Below are 18,095 nucleotides of genomic sequence, written 5' to 3'. Positions count from 1 at the left end.
GTCCTCCCAATCCGTATTTGTTAAAACGACATTCCCGAAAATCCCAAAAACGCCATCGAAATAAGTCCCGCCGTGATAAGCGCGATGGGAAATCCCTTGAGCGGTTCGGGAATGTTTGAATGTTCAAGCCTTTCTCTTACGCCGGCAAAAAGCACAATCGCAAGCGTAAAGCCGATTGCCGAGCAAAACGAAAACCAAACCGTTTCGGCAAGATTGTAACCGCGCTCGATGTTTATAAGCGCCGAACCCAAAACCGCGCAGTTTGTAGTGATAAGCGGAAGATAAATTCCGAGCGCGCTGTACAGCGACGGCACGGTTTTTGCCACAAACATTTCAACAAACTGCACCAAAAACGCGATTACCAAAATAAACGCGAGCGTCTGCAAATATTCCGCGTGAATGGGGACCAGCACGTAATAATACGTAAGATATGTAAGCGTGGACGCAAAAACCATAACGAACGTTACCGCCATACCCATACCTACCGCAGTGCTTGTCTTTTTTGACACTCCCAAAAACGGGCAAATTCCCAAAAATTTTACCAATACAAAGTTTTCGGACAAAATCGCCAAAAATGCTATTGAAATAAATTTTGCTATCATTTCGCGCTTCCCCCTTTTCTTTTTAGGGCAATTGCGTTTTTAACCGCTAAAATCGTGCCGAGCGTGATGAACGCGCCTGGCTGAAGAATAAACATAATCGCAGGTTTAAATCCGCTTCCGAACAAAGGCAAATCAAAGATTGTACCGTTGCCGAGAATTTCGCGCACCGCACCGAGGAGCGACAGCGCCATTGTAAAACCGAGTCCCATAAAAAGACCGTCCGCCATACTCTCCAAAACTCCGTTTTTCGACGCAAAGCTCTCGGCACGCGCCAAAATAATACAGTTAACAACGATAAGCGGAATAAACATTCCGAGCGAATTTGAAATTGACGGCAAAAACGCTTTCAAAAGCATTTCGATAACCGTTACAAATGCCGCTATAACCACAATGTATGATGCAATTCTGACCTTTGACGGAATAAATTTTCTCAAAAGCGAAATCGCCATATTCGAGCCGATTAAAACGAATGTTGACGCAATGCCCATACCGAGCGCGTTTTTAACCGACGTTGTGGTCGCAAGCGTCGGGCACATTCCGATAAGCTGAACAAAAGTTGGATTTTCGGCAAAAAGACCGTTTTTTGCAATTTTTGTAAACCTGTTCATCTATTCCGCCTCCTTTATTTTTTCAACCGCCTCAATCGCCGAGTTTGCTCCGTCCGCAACGGCATTTGAAGTTATTGTCGCGCCCGAAAGCGCCTGAATTTCATTGTTTTCTTTTTTTGGCGCGCTCTTTTTGACGGTAACAGTTTTTGTAAGTCCCTCAAACTGGCTTCTGAAACTTTCCTTTGACGCGTTTTTTCCGAGTCCCGCCGTTTCGGACGACGATACAATGTCAATACCGGTAAGCTTTAAATCGTTATCGACGCCGACCATAATTTCCATCTCTCCGCCGTAGCCCGACGGTGCAACCGAAACACAGTATCCGACGCATTTTCCGCCGTCGGTGCCTTTGTATACGTTTTTAACAATGCCGTCCGCCTTAAAGTCTGAAACCTCCTCAAACTCTTTTGCCGACGATAAAACATTCTGCCGTGCCTTTTGCGTATTTTCCGCGTTAATAGCCTGAATTTTGTCGTATGTCGCGCTGTTGCACCACGCAAGCACCGCAACCGAAACAAAAACTATCAAAAACAAAATAACGCCCGGCATTACAATTTCTTTCACATTGCTGTTTTTCAATTATAACGCCTCCTTCTGCGCATTTTTCGCTTTTTTAACATATCCGAATTTTTTCGGAACCGCAAATTTGTCGATAAGCGGAGTTAAAATGTTCGCCATAAGTATTGCGTATGTAACGCCCTCGGGATAACCGCCGAATTTTCGTATTACCGCCGTAACAAGCGCCGCAAAAATTGCGTATATTGCCTGTCCTTTCGCGGTTACGGGACTTGTAACGTAATCGGTCGCCATAAAAATGCCTGCCAGAATTACACCGCCCGAAAGAACGGAAAACAAAAATCCGTCACCGAAAAGCGCGCCGAAAATTCCGACGCCTGCTATGTAGCAAACAGGAATTACAAAATCAATTCTCTTTTTAACAAGAAGATAAATTCCGCCGATAATAAGACAGACCGCCGAAACCTCGCCGATACAGCCGGGAATTTTGCCGATAAAAAGTTCAAAATACGACGGTTTAATCTCACTTACAAGCGGTGTTGCGCTCGACACAGCTTCGCCCGAAAAAAGATTTGTAAAAGGCAAAGTGTAGTTTGTCATATCAACCGGCCAGCACGCAAGCAGAAACGCTCTCGCCGCAAGCGCCGGATTTACGATATTCTGACCCAAACCGCCGAAAAATCCCTTTACTATAACAATCGCAAAAAAGTCGCCGATTATAACAATCCACAGAGGAATTGACGGAGGCAGACAAAACGCCAGAAGCACGCCCGTCACTGCCGCGCTCATATCGCCGACAGTGTTTTTCTTTTTCAAAAGCATATTCCATAAACTCTCAAACGCAACAGAACAGGCAACCGAAACCAGCACCGCAAAAAGCGCGCGCACGCCGAAGAAATACACACCTGCCGCAAGCGCCGGAATAAGCGCAATCAGCACATCGAGCATTGTTTCGGAAACGTTTTCCTTACTGCGTATGTGAGGAGCATATGACACATAAAGTTTATTTTCCACTTTTATCCCTCCTATTTCGCGTTTCTTCGCCTTGCAATAACCGCCGCTTTTGCACGTTTTATGCTTTGCAGAGGATTTTGATTGCTTTGGCAGAGATACGAACAGACACCGCATTCGATACAGTCGGTGATGTTGTATTTTTCGCACATATCAAGGTCCATAGCCGACGCGTAAATATTAAGCTCCAGCGGCATAAGGCGCATAGGACATTTTTTTACGCACTCACCGCACCGTATGCACGGCGAAACCTCTTTTTCGTGCATTTCGCTTTTGTCAAACGCCAAAATTGCCGACGTTGCCTTAACTGTCGGAACGGACAAATCAAACTGCGCAATCCCCATCATAGGACCGCCCATAATAACCTTTCCCACATCGCCGATAAAACCGCCCGCGTTTTCTATAACGTGCATAAAATCGGTGCCGACCGGAACTCGGAAATTTCTCGGTGTGTCAATTCCGCTTCCCGAAACGGTCACAACTCTCGACATAACAGGCTGGTGCATTGTAAGCGCAAAATACACCGCCGTGCAGGTGTCTACGTTGTCCACTATAACCCCTGCGTCGGCAGGGAGTCCGCCCGACGGAACCTCTCTCTTGCACACCGCGTAAATAAGGTGTTTTTCGCTTCCCTGCGGATATTTCGTCTTAAGACGCACAACCGAAATGTTCTTTTCGTTCTGCACAGCTTTTTGCATAACTTCTATCGCGTCGGGCTTGTTTTCCTCAATCGCGATAATGCCGTTTTCCGCGCCGGTAATGCCCAAAATAAGCTTTAAGCCCTCAACAACCTCGCGCGGTGTTTCCAGCATAACGCGGTGGTCGGAGGTAAGGTAAGGCTCGCACTCCGCACCGTTTACGATAACATAATCAATTTTCTTGTTCGGATTAAGCTTGATATGCGTCGGAAAAGCCGCACCGCCGAGGCCTACAATTCCTGCCTCGCGTATGAATTTAAGCTTTTCGTCCTTTGTAAGCTTGTCTATGCCGTCACGCCTGTAAATATCCGGCGACAAACGGTAAAGATTGTCATTTTCCACAACAATGCTTTCAACCATATTGCCGTTGGGGTGACGTCTTTTTTCAATCGCGATAACCTTTCCCGAAACAGACGAATGTATCGGCGCGCTGACAAACGCGTCGCTGTCCGCGATTTTCTGCCCTTTCAAAACGTCGCCGCCTACCTTCACAATCGGCACGCACGGCGCTCCGATATGCTGAACGACGGGATAGACCATCATTTTGGACGGTGAAATTTCAATAATCTTGTTATCTTTTGTGCTTTTTTTGCAATCGTCGGGGTGAATACCGCCCCGAAACGTAAAAGCTTTCAACAAAACCGCCTCCTTAAAACACTTTTAAAAACACTGTTATTCAAATAATTGTACCATAAATCGCAAACAAAATCAATGATAAATTTGTTTTTTCGGAAAAATTTATCACACAAAATTCATTTGACATTTTGACAAAAAAATGTTACAATATGTTATTGTTTGTTTTTTGAATATATAAAGGAAACGTGAAGTGTATGGAGCATAATTATTCGCTCGGCATCGACATCGGCTCAACCACCGCAAAACTGGTGCTGACCGACGGCGGCAGAGTTGTGTATGAAAATTACAGACGGCATTTTTCAAAGGTAAGGCAAACCGCATATGATATGCTTTGCGAAATGCGTCCGCACCTTGATGTCGAATATCTTACCGCGGCGGTTTCGGGTTCGGCAGGGCTCGGCGTTGCAAATTCCGCAGGACTTTTGTTTATACAGGAGGTTTACGCCACGGGTGAAACTGTGTCGCACCTCGAACCCGACACAAGCGTTGTAATTGAGCTTGGCGGAGAGGACGCAAAGGTTATTTTTTACAAAGGCGGAATTGACGAACGTATGAACGGCACCTGTGCCGGAGGAACGGGCGCGTTTATCGACCAAATGGCGGTTTTGCTTGATATGACGGTTGACGAAATGGACAGGGAAAGCCTTAAGGCAACGAGAATTTACCCCATTGCGTCGCGGTGCGGAGTTTTCGCAAAAACCGACATTCAGCCCCTTTTAAACCAGGGCGCAAAAAAATCGGACATCGCGGCAAGCATTTATCAGGCTGTGGTAAATCAAACCATTTCGGGACTTGTTCAAGGCAGAAAAATCGACGGAAAAGTTATGTTTCTCGGCGGTCCGCTCTACTACTGCGACGGCCTTAAAAAACGTTTTGCCGAAACGCTGAAACTCTCAAAAGAAAATGCTGTTTTCCCCGAATATTCGCGCTTTTCGGTTGCTATGGGCGCGGCAATGTTCGCCCAAGGAAAAGACAGAATTTCGTTTTCAGCTCTTTTGGACAAAATTCAAAAAAGCGCCAATGACGGCGAGGCAAAATTCGACCGTCTGCCTCCCCTTTTTGCTAACGAAAAGGAATACGAAGAATTTTCGGCGCGCCACAGCAAGGCGAAAGTTGCGATGTGCGATATAAATACATACGAAGGTGATGCGTATCTCGGCATAGACTGCGGAAGCACCACCACAAAACTTGTTCTTATAAACGGCAAAAAAGAAGTGCTGTATTCGTTTTACAGCTCAAACAAGGGCAATCCCGTGTCGCTTGTTCTGGAGGAACTTATAAAAATACGCAAAATGTGCGCGGACAAAATAAACATTCTCGGCGCGTCGGTCACAGGCTACGGCGAGGAACTTATAAAGCACGCTTTTCACACCGACGAGGGTGTTGTCGAAACAATAGCGCATTTTACTGCAGCACGGCATTTCAAACCCGACGTCGATTTTATTCTCGACATCGGCGGTCAGGACATTAAATGCTTTAAGATACATAACGGCGCAATCGACAGTATTATGCTTAACGAGGCGTGTTCGTCGGGATGCGGTTCGTTTATCGAAACGTTCGCAAAATCTATGGGATTTGAGGCAAGCGAGTTTGCAAAAAAAGGTCTTTTTGCAAAAAATCCCGTAAATCTCGGCTCGCGCTGTACCGTGTTTATGAATTCGTCGGTCAAGCAGTCGCAGAAAGACGGCGCAAGCGTTGAGGACATTTCGGCAGGACTTTCGGTCAGTGTCGTGAAAAATGCGGTTTACAAGGTTATCCGTGCGTCGAGCGCGGCGGAACTCGGAAAATGTATCGTCGTTCAGGGCGGAACATTCTACAACGACGCGGTTTTGCGCGCATTTGAAAACGAGGTCGGCGCAAACGTTATCCGCCCCGCCATTGCAGGACTTATGGGGGCTTACGGCGCGGCACTGCACGTTATGAACAGCAAAAATAGTACACTTTTGACGCTTGAAGAACTTGAACATTTCACGCATACGTCAAAACCTGCCGTATGCGGAGGCTGTGCAAACAAATGCCGTCTTACGATAAACATTTTCTCGGACGGAAAGAAATTTATATCGGGCAATCAGTGCCAGAAAGGCGCCGGAATACCCAATTCCGAAATTCTGCCCAATTTGTACGAATGGAAAAGAAACTACCTAAAGAGCCTTGTCCCCAAAGAGGGAAAACGCGGAAAAATCGGACTTCCGACGGCGCTCTCAATGTATGAACTCGCACCGCTTTGGTATGAATTTTTTAATTCGCTCGGATTTGAAGTGCATTTTTCTAAGCTTTCCACGCGCGGAACATACGAAAGAGGTCAGCTCACCATTCCGTCCGACACCGCGTGCTATCCGGCAAAAATTATGCACGGGCACATTGAAGAACTTATCGGAGACGGATTGAAAGTAATTTTTTATCCGTCGCTCACATACAATGTTGATGAGAAAAAGAGTGCAAATCACTATAACTGCCCCGTTGTAGCATATTACGCGGAGCTTCTCAACTCAAATATGGAGGATTTGAAAAAGGTTAACTTTATCTATCCGTATCTTGATGTTACCTCGCCGAAGGCGCTTGCGAAAACCTTTTCAAAAACGCTAAAAAGCCTTGATAATTCGATAACCGACCGTGAGATAAAACAAGCGGCTAAAAACGGATTTAAGGCATATAACGACTATAAAACAGCGCTTTATGCCGAGGGCGAAAAAGCGGTTGAATATGCACGTGCGCACAAAAAACGCATTATGGTGCTCGCAGGCAGACCGTATCACATCGACCCCGAAATCGGGCACGGCATAGACAAGCTTGCCAATACGCTCGGTTTTGCGGTGGTCAGCGAGGACAGCATATGCAATGACATTCCGCGCCAAAATGTAACCGTTCTCGACCAGTGGACATTTCATTCGCGTCTGTACCGCGCGGCGGCATATGCGTCGCAAAACAGCGATGTTGAACTCGTTCAGCTTGTTTCGTTCGGGTGCGGTGTCGACGCTATAACCACCGACGAGGTGCGCGCAATACTCGAGGGCAATCACAAGCATTACACACAGCTTAAAATCGACGAAATAACCAACCTCGGCGCAGTTAAAATAAGGCTTCGCAGTCTTATAGGCGCACTCGAAGAATGTGAAAAAATAAGTGAGGAAAAATAAATGGCGGAAAACTACATACCCTTTACAAAAGAGATGAAAAAGGATTATACAATCCTCATTCCGAATATGCTTCCGACGCACTTTAAGCTTATTATGAGCGTGCTTAAAACCTACGGCTACAAAACCGAGCTTTTGGAAACAAGCTTGCCAATACGCTCGGTTTTGCGGTGGTCAGCGAGGACAGCATATGCAATGACATTCCGCGCCAAAATGTAACCGTTCTCGACCAGTGGACATTTCATTCGCGTCTGTACCGCGCGGCGGCATATGCGTCGCAAAACAGCGATGTTGAACTCGTTCAGCTTGTTTCGTTCGGGTGCGGTGTCGACGCTATAACCACCGACGAGGTGCGCGCAATACTCGAGGGCAATCACAAGCATTACACACAGCTTAAAATCGACGAAATAACCAACCTCGGCGCAGTTAAAATAAGGCTTCGCAGTCTTATAGGCGCACTCGAAGAATGTGAAAAAATAAGTGAGGAAAAATAAATGGCGGAAAACTACATACCCTTTACAAAAGAGATGAAAAAGGATTATACAATCCTCATTCCGAATATGCTTCCGACGCACTTTAAGCTTATTATGAGCGTGCTTAAAACCTACGGCTACAAAACCGAGCTTTTGGAAACGAGCGGAACAAAAATTTCCGAAACAGGTCTTAAATATACGCACAACGACACCTGCTATCCTGCAATTCTGGTTATCGGGCAGTTTTTAAGTGCACTTTTGTCGGGCAAATACGATACTCACAAGGTTGCGCTCATTATGTTTCAGACAGGCGGGGGGTGCCGTGCGTCAAACTATATTTATCTCATAAGAAAGGCGCTCAAAAAGGCAAACCTCGGCTATATTCCCGTAATTTCGCTGTCGCTTGCCGGCATAGAAAAACATCCCGGCTTTACGTTAGGCCCGAAAATGCTTAAAAATATGCTTTACGCAACGCTCTACGGCGATCTTATGATGAGCCTTGCCAACCAGATAAAGCCGTATGAAATAACCAGGGGCGACGCCGACAGACTGACAGAAAAATGGACAAACATTCTCGGCGGCGAGCTTGGAATGAAAGGACATACAAATTACCGAAAAATTAAGCAAAATTACAAAAAAATAATTGACGACTTTGCAAAAATAAAGGTTGAACACAAAGACACGGTTAAGGTCGGAATAGTTGGCGAGATTTTTGTAAAATACTCACCTCTTGCAAACAACGGCCTTGAAAAATTTCTTCTTTCCGAGGGCGCGGAACCCGTCGTCCCGGGACTTTACGACTTTTTGATGTACTGCGTTTACAACACTCTCAACGAATGTGTGCTTTACAAAAAAAATACGGCGGTTTATCCGATATATAAATTCATTTACCGCATTTTGTGCAAAAAGAAACGCGACGTAATCGAGATTATCAAAAAGAACGGAATTTTTGAGGCTTGGACGCCGTTTGAAGAAATAGTTGCCCTTGCGCCCGACCTTATCAATACCGCGGTGAAGATGGGCGAAGGTTGGCTTCTCACCGCAGAAATGCTGGAACTCGGCAAGTCGGGCTGTACGAATATCGTCTGCACACAGCCGTTCGGATGTCTGCCCAATCACATCTGCGGAAAAGGTATGATGAAACCGATTAAAGAAAAAAATCCGAATATAAATATTGTTGCGATAGACTACGACGCGGGCGCGAGCAGAGTTAACCAGGAAAACCGATTAAAACTTATGCTTTTCAACGCGCGCAGAGTGAAAGAAGAAATAAAATCAAACGAAGCAAAATCCGCGGTAAAATCTTCAAATGCCGCGGCGGAAAAAGTATAAAAGCGTATGCTTTTAATAAATTTTTAAGGAGAGATTAACTTATGAAAATCGGCATCGAACACATTGCGATATACGCAAAAGACACGAAAAAACTTTCAGACTGGTACAAAAATTTGTTTGACGGCGAAATTGTTTACGACAACAAAAAAGGTACATATTTTGTTGCATTTTCCGACAAAAGTATGATTGAATTCTGCACCGCAGACTCGGAAAACGTTCCGACAGCGCTCACTGTTCCCGGAATAAGACACATCGCATTTTCGGTTGAACCCGACGAATTTGACGCTTTGGTTAAAAAGGTTACCGAAACGGGTGCGGAAATTTTAAAAGACGCCGTCGTAAACGAAAAAGGTATCGGAACAATGTTTTTCCGCGATATTGAGGGAAATATTCTTCACCTTATTTCGCGCAAAACTCCGCTCGTTTAATAAAAAATATGTCATAGTTTAACCCCGTCTTTTGACGGGGTTATTTTGTTTTTGTTCTGTATTCGGTCGGTGAAAGGTGTATGTATTTTTTAAAAATTCTGCTGAAATAAAGCGCGTTGTCATACCCCACTCTTTCGGCAATTTCCGAAACAGAGAGATTTGAAAATTTCAAAAGTTCGCGCGCTTTTTCCATTTTCAGTTTAATAAAATATCTGCTCGGCACTTCGCCCGTCACTTCTTTGAACTTATGTGAAAATCTGCTTTGGCTCAATGCGCACATTTTCGCGTACGGTTCGGAATTGTACGGAATGTCAAAGCTTATGTTCATAAGCATAATAACGCGCTCAATGTCGCTTACGTCCTGCACTGTATGTATGTGCCTTGAAAGCAAAGTAAGAAGATAAATCAGAAGTGCGTTTTCAGCCGAATGGTGCATATAGTGTTTTAGGTGAAATTCGCGTATAAGCTCCTCAAATATCGCCGTGCCGTTGTCGGAAAGTCTGCTTTGATACGCACCCGGTTTTATATTTAATTCCGACAAAATTTCCGCCGATGCTCTGCCCGAAAAGTGTATCCACAGCGTTGTACAACCCGTTTCGTCAAACGAATATTCCTGTGTTTGATAAGGATAATAAAGCACAAAATTTCCGTCGGTTAACGTGTATTCTTTCCCGTCAAACACGGCATTGCATCTGCCCGACTTCACATACAGAAGGTGATAGTCGCTTCTGCCGTTTTTTCGCAGAATTTTATATCCCGTATTAAAAAGCTTTCCGCACGAATTTATGTTTAAATATTTATCCGAAAAGAAATCGTATTTTTCGTTTTTTGCAATAACCGTATTCATAAAATCCGCCTCCGTTACAAACTATTATAGCATAACGAAAATTTAAAATCAATAGCTGTTTTGTGCATATATTCAGCAAAAAACTGCATTGTTTGTTTATATGATATTTGCTATATTAAAATTAACAAATATGATGTAAACGGAGGCAAAAAATGAGAGAAAAAATTTTGTTTAACGACGGCTGGAAATTTCACTGCGGTGACCTGCCTGCTCGGAACACGGTTATGAAAGGCCCCGACTATATGGGCGCGAAAACCGAGCGAATGATGATAGGTCCCGCGTCGTGCTATTACAGCGACAATTCAGATTCGTTCGAGCTTGGCAACACAAGTCCCGACTTATGGCTGGACGTAAATCTTCCGCACGATTACATAATTGAGCAGACACCGAGCAAAGAAAATCCGCAGGCGCTCGGATATTTTAAATATGAAAACGCGTGGTACAGAAAGCATTTTTCGCTTGATGCGTCCGACAAAAACAAGCGCATAACGCTTTATTTTGAGGGCGTTGCCACAAATGCAACGGTGTATTTAAACGGTTGTCTTATGAAACACAATTTTTGCGGTTACACGCCGTTTGAGGTTGACATTACCGACAACGTTTATTTTGACCGCGAAAACATTCTTGCCGTGTATACCGACTCGTCATCGCACGAGGGCTGGTGGTATCAGGGCGGCGGAATTTACCGCAATGTCTGGCTTATAAAAACCGCCGAAATTGCCGTTGATCTTTGGGGTATTTATGTCAATCCGCAAAAAACGGACAGCGAAAACTGGGACGTAAACATTGAAACAACAGTTTTAAACTGTGCATATGACAATGCAGATTTTACCCTGAAATCAGCACTTTGCACATTGGACAACAGCGAAATTATGCATACCGAAGATAATTTAAGCATTGATTGCAAAAGCAAAATAACGGCAAATCAAAAACTAAATATCGCAAATCCTTTAATCTGGGACACAGATACGCCTAATATGTATAAAATCGTTACAAAAATATTTTCAAACGGCACGCTTATTGACCAAACCGAAACGAAATTCGGGTTCAGAACGTTTAAATTCGACTGCGAAAATGGATTTATTTTAAACGGCAGACAGGTGAAATTAAAAGGCGTGTGCGCGCACCAGGATTACGGTCTGACGGGCAAGGCAGTACCCGACAACGTTTACAAATACCGCATTGAAATGATTAAAGAAATGGGCGCAAACGCGTACAGGACGTCACACTATCCGCACGCCGAGGCGACTATGGACGCGTTGGACGAAAACGGTATTCTCGTTATGGACGAAACGCGCTGGTACGACTCGACCGATGAGGGAATTGCACAGCTTGAAACGCTTATAAAACGCGACAGAAACCGACCGTCGGTAATTTTGTGGTCGGTGGGAAACGAAGAACCCAAGCACCTCACCGAGCAGGGCAGACGAATTGCAAAAACTATGATTGCATCGGTGAAAAAGCTCGACAAATCGCGCCCTGTGACAACTGCAATTTCAAACGACCCGCTTGATGCGACAGTTCTTGATTTGGCGGACGTTATCGGCATAAACTACAATCTTCAGCATTACGAAAATCTGCATAAAATGCACCCCGATAAACCTTTTGTGGTGACAGAATGCTGTGCAACGGGCACGACAAGAGGACATTATTTTGACGACAACACCGAGCGCAGTTTTGCGTCGGCATACGACAAAGATACAAACAAGTGGTTTTTGGGAAGAGAGAAAACCTGGAAATACGTTGCCGAGCGCGACTGGATTGCCGGAAGTTTTCAATGGATTGCATTTGAACACCGCGGAGAATGCGTGTGGCCCCGACTCTGCTCCATCTCGGGCGCAATTGATATGTATCTGCAAAAAAAGGACGCGTTTTATCAAAACAAATCGCACTGGTCTGACGAGCCTATGGTGCACATTCTTCCGCACTGGAATTTCAGCGGTCTTGAGGGCGAAATTATAAAAGTGTGGATTTACACAAACTGTGACGAAGCGGAACTTATGTTAAACGGAAAATCGCTCGGCGCGAAAAAAATTGAAAAATACGGACACGGTGAATGGAATGTTCCGTATGAAAAGGGCGAAATCAGAGCAATCGGCAAAATAAACGGAAAAATTGTGTCCGAAGAAAAGATTGAAACGACGGGCAAACCCGTGAAATTAAAACTTACGCTTGACAACAAAATCGAATATGCAAACGGCAGGGATTTGGCGCTTTTAACCTGTGTTTGTGTTGACGAAAACGGCAGAGAAGTTCCCGATGCGGAGGCATTTATCAAATTTTCCGCAAACAAGCTCGGCGCAGTCGTCGGCACTGGTTCGGATATTTCCGACCATATTCCGCCAAGCTGTCCCGACAGAAAAATGCGCGCCGGAAAATGCTCGGCAGCGGTGCGCGTCGGAAACGGCGAGGGCGTTTTGAAAGTGTATGCTTTCAGCGAAAATTTAGATACGGCGGTTATTGATATTCCGCTTAAAAAGGCGAAGAATTAACATAAAAAAACGACGGTGCAAAGCCTTTCTCGGTAAGAAAGTATTGGCTTTCAGCCGTCGTTTTTTGTTTTATTACGAATGCCACTGAAATTTTTCAAGATTGACAATAAAATCGTCGTTAACTTCAACACTCTCTTTTTCGAGGAGCGCCTTTTGTACTTCTTTTCCGCCGAAAGCAAAGCTCGGCGCAAGCGCCCCGAAACGGTTCACAACGCGATGACACGGAATAACTCCCGGCTCGGGGTTAAAATGCAGTGCATACCCCACCGCGCGCGACGCTCTGGGAGAACCGCACAACGCCGCAATCTGACCGTACGTTGCAACCTTTCCTTTCGGAATTTGCTTAACTTTACCGTAAACAACATTATAAAAACTCATATTATTCTCCCTCAAAAAAACAAAGGCAAACCGAACAATTTCAGTTTGCCTCGCTTTTTACTTAAATATTCTCCTTGCACCTACATATCCGTAATTGTAATATCCGGACGACATTGAAACAATTTCAACGCTTTTGCCCGTCTGCGGTGAATGAATAAACTGGTTGTCACCAACATAGATACCGACATGTGAAATGTAGCCGTCAAGAGTTCTCGAAAAAAGTACTATATCACCCGGCATAAGATCAGAACGTTCAACAACATAACCGTTTTTGCTCTGGTCTGCCGCAACTCTGTTGAGCGTCACACCGAAGTTTTTGTAAACATAATACACAAAACCCGAGCAGTCAAACCCCGACGGTGACGCACCGCCGTAAACATAAGGTGTGCCGAGGTAATTTTTTGCAAATTCAACAACTTCTTCGCCGAGAGTCCCGCGCTTTTCGGCGCCGTTTCCGTCGCGAGAAGTAAGATACGATGTTCTCAAAAGAATGTAGTCACTGTGGACATAAGCAGGAATACTGTTGTAATCAATTTTATACCAATTTCCGTCGGCCGCAAGAATGTCCACCGTCTGACCGTTGTAAAGCGAACCTACAACGTTGTCCGCAATTTGAGGCTGACTTCTCACATTGAGAACATCTGCCGTAACAACACCCTTTTCATTATCCGCAAAAGCGGTTACAGTCAATAACGAAACAGTAAACAAAGCTGCCAAAATACCTATTATTGTTTTTTTCATATGTATCCTCCAATTTGTGTTTTGATTTGAGTTCCCCCTCAAATCATCACTGTGATTAAGAGTATATCATACTTTTTAACATTTGTCAAACTTTTTTAACATTTTTTTAATAATTTTTGAAAGTTTGTTATAAAATTTGTTAATTCGGCATAGTTCAACGTCGAAAAAAATAGTATTTTTGCACAAAACATCGACTGATTTTTGTTAAATTGCTTTTGCTTTTACATCATTTGTTAAAATATTTTCTTATAATACATAAGAATGCCGTGCAAAGCGGAAAGCGTATCGGCACGGCAATTTAACCGTCATAGGTGCATCGATATTATCAAAACGGGCAAAAACTCATTCGCCTTGTCCGCAAAATTTTTAATCATACATACCGCCTCAAAGAAAATTTTATCAAATTGCAAAATAACTGTCAATAAAATATGATTGGCTGATAATATTAAAAAATTTAATAAAGGTTTTTTCAAAAATTGGCGCAAAGATATTGCCAATTTTAAAAAAATGCGGTATAGTATATATATGAATAAAAATAACAGCGATATAAAAATAGGAAACGTAAAACTGAAAAACAGAGTGTTTGCGGCGCCTATGGCAGGTGTGAGCGACCTTGCATTCAGGCGCGTATGCCGAAAATACGGCGCGTCGCTTGCATACAGCGAGATGATAAGCTCAAAAGCGCTTTTTTACAACGACCGCAAAACGCTTGAAATAATTAAAACGGACGAATTTGACAAACCGCTTGCGGTGCAGATTTTCGGCAGCGACGAAAAAATCATGGCACAAACGGCATATAAGGCATTGTCGACGGGCGCGGACATTTTGGACATCAATATGGGTTGCCCTGCGCCGAAAGTTGTAAAATGCGGTGACGGCAGTGCGCTTTTGAAGGATACGTCAAAAATCGCAAAAATCGTGTCGGAGGTAAAAATGGCGGTCAATGTTCCCGTAACGGTGAAAATCAGGAGCGGATTTGACACGGTAACCGCAGTTGAAACGGCAAAAATAATCGAACAGAGCGGTGCGGACGCGATATGCATTCACCCGAGAACGCGCGAAATGTATTATTCGGGAAAAGCCGATTGGAGCATTATAAAAGATGTTAAAAACGCGGTGAAAATTCCCGTTATCGGCAACGGCGATATTCAGTCGCCGTACGACGCGGAAAAAATGTTTGACGAAACAAACTGCGATTTTATCATGGTCGGCAGAGGCGCACAGGGAAATCCGTTTATTTTCGGGCAGATTTTAAGCTATCTTGAAACTGGAGAGTTTCGCGAAATGCCGCCGTCCGAGCGTCTTGAAACGCTTATTTGGCAGCTTGATATGCTAATTGCCGACAAAGGCGAATATATCGGTTCGCAGGAGGCGCGCAAGCACGTTGCGTGGTATACAAAAGGGCTTAAAAATTCTGCGGAGATAAGGTATAAAGTCAACACCTCGCGCAGTTTTGCCGAGCTTAAAAATTGCATAACGGAATACTTTTCTTCATTATAAAAATTCGGAGGTTATAAAAATGCTTCTTGTTACAGACGTTGGAAATACACACATAACTATGGGTGTTTATGACGGCGATAATCTTAAAGTAAGCTGGAGAATTGCCACAAATAAAGACAAATCAGCGGACGAAATCGGAATTATGCTTCTCAATTTCTTCAAGTTTGACAATATCGACTACAAAAAAATTGAAAATGTCATCATTTCGTCGGTTGTTCCGCCGATTATGTATTCACTCACGCACGCAATGCGCAAATATCTAGGCATTGAGCCGATTATCGTCGACAGCAACGTTAAATCAAAGCTTAAAATAAAATACGACAACAAAAACGAAGTGGGCGCAGACCGCATTGTTAACGCAATCGGCGCGATAAGCATTTACAAAGTACCTATGCTGATTGTGGATTTCGGCACGGCGACGACTTTTTGCGCGATAAACGAAAAGTACGAATATCTCGGCGGTGCGATTATGCCGGGCGTTAAAATTTCGATGGAGGCGCTTTTTGAAAAAACCGCAAAGCTTCCGAGAATTGAAATATCAAAACCTGACCGTTCAATCGGCACCAACACCGTAAATTCAATGCGTTCGGGCGTATACTACGGCTATGTTGGCAGTGTCGATTATATTGTTCAGAAAATGAAAGACGAACTTAATGCTCCCGATGCGGAGGTTATCGCGACTGGCGGACTTGCGCGAATGATTGCCGAGGAGTCGAAAACCATAACGCACATTGATTCGTCGCTCACTCTTAAGGGACTTTTGGAAATTTTTAAACAGGGAGATTACAAAAATGTATAAAGAAGTGTCAAAATCGCACGTAAACAGTGCGCTCGCGCTGGTTGTGACGGTCGCACTGATTTTTATTGTTATGACTGTTTCAAACAATTTTATTTATCCGCATAACAAAATGCTTGCGGACACCGTGAATATGCTGTTTTTCGGATTTTCGGTATACTTTTTTATGCGTTTTCAGGTCACTGCTTTTGAATATAAAATCGAAAACAACACATTTAACGTCACAAGACTGGGAAACAAAAACAATCCGCAGTTACTTATGTCGGTGACAATGCTCGATATTGAAAATTTCGGAAAATACGACAGAGAAAAGGCACAAGGTACATCGGTGCTGAACTACTGCGGAGAAATAAAACGCGCAAACCGATATTCGTTTAATGTAACCATTAACGAAAAGCGCTATACAGTGGTTTTTCAGCCCTCCGAAATACTTATTAAAATGCTTGATGAGGTGACGGCGTGAAATTTACCGAATATATAAATGACGGACTTAAAAAATATGCATACAGCAAAAAAATATCGTTTCAAACACCTGCGCACAAGGGAAAACTTGACATTATGACCGAGGATTTTTTCGGTATGGATATGGGCGAGCTTGACGTTGTAAAAGGTATGCCCAACCCGACCGCGTACGTTAAAATGAGTCAAAATCAGCTTGCGCGCATTTACGGCTCGGAGCGCAGTTTTTATCTTTTGAACGGCGCAAGCACGGGAATTTTAGCGTCACTCACGCTTTGCCTTAAGCAAAACGATATGATTATCGTAGACAGAAACTGCCACAAATCGGTGATAAATGCGATAATTCTTTTGGGACTTCTCCCGATTTTCGTTGAGCCGACGTATATGCACCGTTTCGGTTTCGGCGGCGGTTTTGACTACGACGCTTTGGAACGCACGGTTGCGACTTTTCCTAACGCAAAGGCAATTTTAATCACTTCGCCGAACTATTACGGCGCGGTATGCGATATTGAAAAAATAACCACCCTCGCCCACACAAACAATATGTTTATGATTGTTGACGAGGCGCACGGCGCACATTTTAATTTTTGCGATAAACTTCCCAAATCGGCGGCGGCGCTCGGTGCGGATTTTGTGGTTCACAGCGCGTCAAAAACGCTCGGAGGTCTTAACGGCTCGGCATTTTTGCACGTTAACTGCAACAATTTTTTAAATAAAGAAATTCTCGCCGCAATTTCTATGTATCAGACGTCCAGCTCGTCTTACGCGGCTATGGCGGCGCTTGAAAAGGCGGTTTTCGAGGCGGATGAATATTCGGAAAAATACGAAAAAATGCTCCGCGCCGTGTCGGAGGCGGCGGAATATGTAAACAACAATTCAAACGCGTACTGGCTGGACGACGAAATCGTCGGAACGGCGGACGTTTTTGCGTATGACAAAACGCGTATCGTCGTGAACTTTGCGTTTTCGGGTGTGAGCGGTTATGACGCGGCACAGGTGCTTAATTCCCGTTTTGACATAAAAGTTGAACTTTGCGACGACTTAAATATCGTGTGCATTTTTACGCCGTACAACAAACTATCGGACGTTAAAAAGCTTGCGAAAGCGATTGTTACCATAGCGGGCAAAACGGTTGGAATAAAAGAGCTTTCCGACCGTCCGTCAAAGGGTGTCACCCACGCTATGAAACTCACTCCTCGCGACGCATTTTTTGCCGACGCAGAACCTGTTGAACTTAAAGACGCGCTCGGCAGAGTGTCTAAAAATATCGTGTGCAAATATCCGCCGGGAATACCCATTCTGATCCCCGGCGACGTTATATCGAGCGAGCATATCAGAGCGGTGCTCGAAATTCTCGACAGCGGTGCGGAAATTTCGGGCATACGCGAGGATTTTACAATAGATGTTGTAAAACGCAGAAATTCAGGCGAAGAAAATTGAGTGTGAA

At 44.2% G+C, this 18,095-nt stretch carries 17 protein-coding genes and 1 pseudogene; 10 read left to right on the top strand and 8 right to left on the bottom strand.

Going from position 1 to position 18,095, the window contains the following annotated elements:
• Positions 1 to 20: 20 nt before the first annotated feature.
• From rsxA to rsxC, 5 genes are read right to left on the bottom strand one after another with little or no spacing between them, the layout of a single operon-like run.
• Positions 21 to 602, bottom strand: a complete 582-nt coding sequence (rsxA, locus tag H8706_RS09160; RefSeq protein ID WP_178348005.1) for an electron transport complex subunit RsxA — start codon at positions 600 to 602, stop codon at positions 21 to 23.
• The gene (gene rsxE / locus H8706_RS09155; RefSeq protein ID WP_262432389.1) at positions 599 to 1,210 is read right to left on the bottom strand and encodes an electron transport complex subunit RsxE; all 612 of its coding nucleotides are present in this window, start codon (positions 1,208 to 1,210) and stop codon (positions 599 to 601) included. Before rsxE ends, rsxA begins: the two co-directional genes overlap by 4 nt.
• The gene (locus H8706_RS09150; RefSeq protein ID WP_262432388.1) at positions 1,211 to 1,786 is read right to left on the bottom strand and encodes an RnfABCDGE type electron transport complex subunit G; all 576 of its coding nucleotides are present in this window, start codon (positions 1,784 to 1,786) and stop codon (positions 1,211 to 1,213) included.
• Positions 1,787 to 2,737, bottom strand: coding sequence for an RnfABCDGE type electron transport complex subunit D (locus H8706_RS09145; RefSeq protein WP_262432387.1), 951 nt, complete (start codon positions 2,735 to 2,737; stop codon positions 1,787 to 1,789). It abuts the gene before it with no gap.
• An 11-nt stretch (positions 2,738 to 2,748) separates the two neighbouring features.
• Positions 2,749 to 4,068 (bottom strand): electron transport complex subunit RsxC, encoded by a 1,320-nt coding sequence (gene rsxC / locus H8706_RS09140; protein ID WP_262432386.1) that lies wholly within the window; start codon positions 4,066 to 4,068, stop codon positions 2,749 to 2,751.
• Between the two features lie 194 nt (positions 4,069 to 4,262).
• Between rsxC and H8706_RS09135 the strand changes: the two genes are divergently transcribed.
• The 5 genes and pseudogenes from H8706_RS09135 to H8706_RS09115 all read left to right on the top strand — a co-directional run bounded on the left by H8706_RS09135 (position 4,263) and on the right by H8706_RS09115 (position 9,435).
• A complete protein-coding gene (locus tag H8706_RS09135) occupies positions 4,263 to 7,205 on the top strand; it encodes an acyl-CoA dehydratase activase (protein ID WP_262432385.1) in 2,943 nt (980 codons plus the stop codon).
• The gene (locus H8706_RS09130) at positions 7,206 to 7,421 is read left to right on the top strand and encodes a hypothetical protein (RefSeq protein ID WP_262432384.1); all 216 of its coding nucleotides are present in this window, start codon (positions 7,206 to 7,208) and stop codon (positions 7,419 to 7,421) included.
• Positions 7,343 to 7,696 (top strand): annotated as a pseudogene (locus H8706_RS09125) (2-hydroxyglutaryl-CoA dehydratase); the annotation flags it as partial. The gene H8706_RS09130 and the pseudogene H8706_RS09125, both read left to right, overlap by 79 nt.
• Entirely contained in the window at positions 7,697 to 9,007 is a 1,311-nt protein-coding gene (locus H8706_RS09120; RefSeq protein WP_262432383.1) for a 2-hydroxyacyl-CoA dehydratase, read from the top strand. It begins immediately after the preceding pseudogene.
• A gap of 41 nt (positions 9,008 to 9,048) precedes the next feature.
• Positions 9,049 to 9,435: a VOC family protein gene (locus H8706_RS09115; protein WP_178347423.1), complete on the top strand. Its 387-nt coding sequence runs from the start codon at positions 9,049 to 9,051 to the stop codon at positions 9,433 to 9,435.
• A gap of 40 nt (positions 9,436 to 9,475) precedes the next feature.
• Here the strand turns inward: H8706_RS09115 and H8706_RS09110 are convergent, their stop codons facing one another.
• The gene (locus H8706_RS09110) at positions 9,476 to 10,282 is read right to left on the bottom strand and encodes an AraC family transcriptional regulator (RefSeq protein WP_262432382.1); all 807 of its coding nucleotides are present in this window, start codon (positions 10,280 to 10,282) and stop codon (positions 9,476 to 9,478) included.
• 152 nt (positions 10,283 to 10,434) lie between these two features.
• Between H8706_RS09110 and H8706_RS09105 the strand changes: the two genes are divergently transcribed.
• Positions 10,435 to 12,774 carry a glycoside hydrolase family 2 TIM barrel-domain containing protein gene (locus tag H8706_RS09105; protein ID WP_262432381.1) on the top strand — a complete coding sequence of 780 codons (2,340 nt, stop codon included), beginning with the start codon at positions 10,435 to 10,437 and terminating at the stop codon, positions 12,772 to 12,774.
• Positions 12,775 to 12,846: 72 nt separating this feature from the next.
• Here H8706_RS09105 and H8706_RS09100 read toward each other — a convergent pair whose 3' ends face one another.
• Complete coding sequence (locus H8706_RS09100) at positions 12,847 to 13,152, bottom strand: MGMT family protein (protein ID WP_262432380.1); 306 nt, start codon at positions 13,150 to 13,152, stop codon at positions 12,847 to 12,849.
• 57 nt (positions 13,153 to 13,209) lie between these two features.
• Positions 13,210 to 13,893 (bottom strand): C40 family peptidase, encoded by a 684-nt coding sequence (locus H8706_RS09095; RefSeq protein ID WP_262432379.1) that lies wholly within the window; start codon positions 13,891 to 13,893, stop codon positions 13,210 to 13,212.
• A 525-nt stretch (positions 13,894 to 14,418) separates the two neighbouring features.
• Here H8706_RS09095 and dusB point away from each other — a divergent pair.
• The 4 genes from dusB to H8706_RS09075 are packed head-to-tail and all read left to right on the top strand — an operon-like array spanning position 14,419 to position 18,088.
• Positions 14,419 to 15,393 (top strand): tRNA dihydrouridine synthase DusB, encoded by a 975-nt coding sequence (dusB, locus tag H8706_RS09090; RefSeq protein ID WP_262432378.1) that lies wholly within the window; start codon positions 14,419 to 14,421, stop codon positions 15,391 to 15,393.
• A 19-nt stretch (positions 15,394 to 15,412) separates the two neighbouring features.
• The gene (locus H8706_RS09085) at positions 15,413 to 16,192 is read left to right on the top strand and encodes a type III pantothenate kinase (protein WP_262432377.1); all 780 of its coding nucleotides are present in this window, start codon (positions 15,413 to 15,415) and stop codon (positions 16,190 to 16,192) included.
• On the top strand, positions 16,185 to 16,652 hold the full coding sequence (locus H8706_RS09080) for a hypothetical protein (protein ID WP_262432376.1): 468 nt from the start codon (positions 16,185 to 16,187) through the stop codon (positions 16,650 to 16,652). The genes H8706_RS09085 and H8706_RS09080 overlap by 8 nt, the downstream gene beginning before the upstream one ends.
• Entirely contained in the window at positions 16,649 to 18,088 is a 1,440-nt protein-coding gene (locus H8706_RS09075; protein ID WP_262432375.1) for an aminotransferase class I/II-fold pyridoxal phosphate-dependent enzyme, read from the top strand. Before H8706_RS09080 ends, H8706_RS09075 begins: the two co-directional genes overlap by 4 nt.
• Positions 18,089 to 18,095 lie beyond the last annotated feature (7 nt).

It is taken from the genome of Qingrenia yutianensis, from assembly GCF_014385105.1.
Classification (GTDB): domain Bacteria; phylum Bacillota; class Clostridia; order UMGS1810; family UMGS1810; genus Qingrenia; species Qingrenia yutianensis.
The sequence above is the reverse complement of the archived record's forward strand: the minus strand, read 5'-3'. Positions and strand labels throughout refer to the sequence as shown.